The sequence below is a fragment of the Leucobacter soli genome (assembly GCF_042659205.1).
GTDB classification, from domain to species: domain Bacteria; phylum Actinomycetota; class Actinomycetes; order Actinomycetales; family Microbacteriaceae; genus Leucobacter; species Leucobacter soli.
The window spans coordinates 1-4,184 of sequence record NZ_JBHSRW010000201.1 but is presented as its reverse complement, the minus strand read 5'-3'; the positions used below and the strand labels follow the sequence as shown (position 1 = coordinate 4,184).

General features: G+C 71.4%; 6 protein-coding genes. 4 read left to right on the top strand and 2 right to left on the bottom strand.

What is annotated here, in order from left to right; genetic code table 11:
• A partial coding sequence (locus ACFPZL_RS10690; RefSeq protein WP_382335375.1) for an alkaline phosphatase family protein occupies positions 1–763 on the top strand: 763 nt, incomplete at its 5' end.
• Positions 764–780: 17 nt separating this feature from the next.
• On the opposite strand, the gene ACFPZL_RS10685 is transcribed toward ACFPZL_RS10690, so the two are convergent.
• Positions 781–1,071 carry a DUF4193 domain-containing protein gene (locus ACFPZL_RS10685; RefSeq protein ID WP_218115007.1) on the bottom strand — a complete coding sequence of 97 codons (291 nt, stop codon included), beginning with the start codon at positions 1,069–1,071 and terminating at the stop codon, positions 781–783.
• Between the two features lie 287 nt (positions 1,072–1,358).
• On the opposite strand from ACFPZL_RS10685, the gene sepH reads away from it, so the two are divergent.
• Positions 1,359–2,621 carry a septation protein SepH gene (gene sepH / locus ACFPZL_RS10680; protein ID WP_218115008.1) on the top strand — a complete coding sequence of 421 codons (1,263 nt, stop codon included), beginning with the start codon at positions 1,359–1,361 and terminating at the stop codon, positions 2,619–2,621.
• An 86-nt stretch (positions 2,622–2,707) separates the two neighbouring features.
• On the opposite strand, the gene ACFPZL_RS10675 is transcribed toward sepH, so the two are convergent.
• Entirely contained in the window at positions 2,708–3,163 is a 456-nt protein-coding gene (locus ACFPZL_RS10675; protein WP_218115009.1) for a DUF3093 domain-containing protein, read from the bottom strand.
• A 71-nt stretch (positions 3,164–3,234) separates the two neighbouring features.
• Here ACFPZL_RS10675 and dut point away from each other — a divergent pair, with 71 nt between their 5' ends.
• A complete protein-coding gene (gene dut, locus ACFPZL_RS10670; protein WP_218115010.1) occupies positions 3,235–3,702 on the top strand; it encodes a dUTP diphosphatase in 468 nt (155 codons plus the stop codon).
• Between the two features lie 24 nt (positions 3,703–3,726).
• Positions 3,727–4,184, top strand: a 458-nt coding sequence (locus tag ACFPZL_RS10665; RefSeq protein WP_382335372.1) for a DUF3710 domain-containing protein, incomplete at its 3' end; no start/stop codon positions are given.

The following is a 4,184-nucleotide window of genomic DNA, read 5'->3' as shown; positions in this document are numbered from 1 at the left end:
CGCGGTCGCGATCGGCCGCCCGGCGCACGCGCACGGCGGCCTCACCGAGGCGATCCTCGGTGGAGCCGAGTACCACGGCGCCCAGACGATCGCCGAGCGCTTCGGGGTCGCCTCGCGGCTTCTGCGCGCCGGCGACCCGCTGCTCGCCTACGTCTACATCGACGAGCTCGACCGCGCCGCCCACCACGATGGCTGGCAGAGCGCGGCATGGCTGCAGCGCCTGGAGTCGCTCGACGCTGCGCTGGGCGACTTCCTCCAGGGACTGCCCGGCGGAGTCGGCGTGGCGGTCACGGCCGATCACGGGATGATCGACGTGCCGCCGCACCGCCGGCTTCAGCTCGATGCGGAGGACGGCCTCGACGGCCTCTTCCGGGGCGCCGGATCACCGGTCGCCGAGATCGGCGGCGAACCGAGGATGCGGTCGCTCTACCTCGAACCCGGTGCCGACGCGGCGACGGTTGCGGCCGACCTCGAGACGGCTCTCGGGAAGCTCGCCTGGGTCGGCACCCGAGACGAAGCGATCGAGGGGGGATGGTTCGGCCGCGTCGTCGACGAGGTCGCGCCGAGACTCGGGGAGGTGCTGATCGCGGCGCGGGGCCAGACGGCCTTCACGCTCTCCTCCGACTCGCCGTCGGCGCTCGCCATGGTCGGGCAGCACGGCGGACTCAGCGCAGAGGAGCGGGGGGTCCCCCTCGCGCTCGCGGGAGAGCTCGCGGGGACGGGCTTCGTCTCGGCGATGACGAGGATCGCGGCGACGCTATGAGGCGACAGGCCCGAGCCCTATGCGTCGCATTCCGCGCAGATGGGGCCGAGGTCGGTCTCGCGCGACATCTGCGAGCGGTGGCGGACGAGGAAGCAGTTGACGCAGGTGAACTCATCGGCCTGCTGCGGGAGCACCACGACGTCCAGCTCGAGATCCGAGAGATCCGCACCGGCGAGCTCGAAGCCCGGGTTGTCGGCGTCCTCCGAGTCGATGGCAGAGGCGCCCTTCGCCGGCACGCGTTCCTTCAGCGCCTCGATCGAGTCGGCATCTTCCTCGGATTTGCGCGGGGCGTCGTAGTCGGTAGCCATGCTGGTGGTGTGTTCCCGTCGTCGGTACTCAGGCAGTGATTCTGCAAGAACTGCGGCCATAGTTTGCCCGAGAAGCGCGTCTCGCGCAAACTGCGCACCCGTGAGTTCGCTGAACGCGGATCCCGGAGGGCCCGGATCCGGCGGTTCGGACCCGTCGAGAGAGGGTGGGGGAGGTCGCGGAACTCGGCGCCGACTGCGCCGCGAAGTTCGGCTAGCACCGTGTCGGTCCGCCGGTCTCAGGGGAGAGCATGCGAACCTTGGTGCGAAACCTGGAGGAGGATCAGCCGATGGATGACTTGCGCTTGGTGCGACGCGAAGATCAGTCGCTCATCGTCGCGACCGAGACCGGTGAAGAGTTTCGCCTGGTGGTCGACGAGACCGTGCTCGCGGAATTCCGCCATCTGGCGCGACCTCCGCGGAGTGCGAACCGGATCAACCCCCGCGAGGTCCAGGCGCTCGTGCGCGCCGGGAAGACGCGCGAGGAGGTGGCGATCGCGACGGGTCTCGACGAGAGCGATGTCGAGCGCTACGAGGAGCCGGTGCTGGCGGAGCGGCGCTACATCCTCGAGCTCGCCCAGGCCGTACCCGTACGGACGAGCCCCGGCGACGAGGAGGAGCAGCAGTTCGGGGCCGTGATCGCGGAGCGCCTCATCGGTCTCGGCGCGCGCGATCCCGAGTGGAACTCGTGGCGCGACGACGAGGCCGGGTGGATGATCAGCCTCGAGTTCGCCACCGGCGACTCCGGCCACCGCGCCGTCTGGTCCTTCGACCACCGCAAGAGCGCGCTCTCGCCGCTCACTCCGGACGCCGACTCGCTCTCGAAGCAGGGTGCCGTGGGAGACCGGCTGATCCCGAAGCTGCGCGCGGTGGATGCCGAGGAGCGCTTCGACTCGGGCGCTTTCGACCCGGAGCGCCTGACCGCCGACTTCCCGACCGATCCGGGCGATAGCGGAGAGCCGGTGAACGTCTCGGGTCCCGTCGCGCCGGACCATCCCTCTACCGGCTCGATCCCGATCGTCGACATCGAGGCCGAGTACGCGCGCCGCCAGCACATCGAGGAGCGCGCGATCAAGACGCCGGAGCCGGAGCTCCCCGACCTCGGCCAGACCGCCGACCTGCTCGACGCGCTGCGTCGGCGACGCGGTGAGCGGAACGCGGCCGAGCACGCCGCGGGGGACGGTGCGCGGGGGACCTCGCGAGACGCCGACGCAGGGGACGATGCGGAGTCGGGCGCAGACCGGCCGCAGGCAGGCGCCAAGGATCCGGTGCGGCTGCCCGGCACCGCGCCCGTGACCCCGATCATCATCCCGCCCACGGACGAGGAGCGGGAGCAGGCGGAGGCCGAGGCGGCGTCCGAGACCTCCGGGACCGTGCTGGAGCCGCTCGACGGGCTCTCGGCTGACCTCGCGGAGCCGGAATCGGGCGGCGACGTGACAAAGCAGCCGCTCGGGCCGACGCCCGAACGCGGCCGGCGAGGCAAGGGGCGGGCGTCGATCCCGAGCTGGGACGACATTCTCTTCGGCACGCGCAGCGACGAGGATCCCGCGTAGGGCGAGGATCTCGCAGTGCAGGGCGGAGCGCCTGCGGCCGCGTGATGCGTGCGTCGAGCGGCTCGCGGGCTCGGCCTACACGCGGTTCAGCGCTCCGCTTCGATCGCCGCCTGGAGCGCCTGCGGCTTGCGGGTCGTGACAACCCAGTACGGAGCGGGATCCGAGGGATCGGTGACGGCGATGCGCACGGCGCTGTGGATGTATCCCCGCACCATGAGATAGGCGCGAGCGTCCAGCCCCGGTCCGATTGCGGCGCGGAGCGCCTCCGCGTCGAGGATCTCGACCTCGCCCAGCTGAGCGACCGGGATGCGGGCCTGCCCGGCGGCGAGCGCTCCGTCGCCCACGGTCACGATCGGAGCGAGCGCGAAGAGCGAGACCGCGATCGCGGCGTAGACCGCGACGGCGACCGGGAGCGCGAGCGCCGCGTTCAGGGGGGTCATCACGAGCGTCACGGCCGGCACCAGCAGGAGGAGCGCGACGAACAGCAGCGGGCCGGGAGCGAGACGCTCGCGGAAGGCGGGCGCGGACGATGGCGTGGTCATGCGTCCATTATCCCGACCGAAGGCCGCGCTCTGCTCGACAAGCGCTCCGGGGGATCCGCTACCCTGACGGGGTGACCGATGTCGTAGAGATTCCGATCGTGGCCGCCCCCGGGCAGACGCCCGCTTACGCCCAGCCGGGCGACGCCGGCGCCGACCTCCGCAGCAGCGAGTCGCTGGTGCTCGGCCCGGGCGAGCGCGCGCTCGTCGGGACGGGGATCAGCTTCGCGCTGCCCGAGGGCTATGCGGCCTTCGTCGTGCCGCGCAGCGGTCTGGCGGTGCGGCACGGGATCACGGTCCTCAACTCGCCGGGAACGATCGACGCGGGGTACCGCGGCGAGATCAAGGTGCCGCTGATGAACACGGATGCGAGCGCGGAGTTCCGGATCGAGCCGGGCGATCGTATCGCTCAGCTGATCGTGATGCCCGTGTCGTGGGCGGTCTTCCAGGCGGTCGAGGCGCTGCCGGAGAGCGTGCGCGGAAACGGTGGATTCGGATCGACGGGCGTGCGCGATGGCGCACCGCTCGAATCGGCGCGATGAACGGAAAGAGAGCTGACACTGAACATGGCTGACACTGACATGAGCGATGAGACCGCCGAGAACGATGAATCGGTGACCGACGCCGCTGAGCTCGCGGTCCGCGAGGGCGAGGGCGACGCGCCGGCGGACGATGCCAAGTCGGCGCCCGAGGATCGGGGAGCCGCAGGTCCGTTCGATCTGTCGGAGGTGCCGGCGATGCGCCCCTACGTCGACCTCGGCGGCATCAAGATCGCGCCGCGCGAGGGGCTGCAGATGCGCCTCGAGGTCGACGAGCGGGCCAAGCGCGTGGTCGCGGTGACCCTCGAGTTCGCCGAGTCCGTGCTGCAGATGCAGGCGTTCTCCGCTCCCAAGACGACCGGGCTGTGGCACGGCGTGCGCCGGGAGATCGGGCAGCAGCTGGCCGCGCAGGGTGCCGACGTGCAGGAGGAGGCGGGGCGGCTCGGGCCGGAGCTCGTGACTCGGAGCGAGGCGCCCGCCGAGCA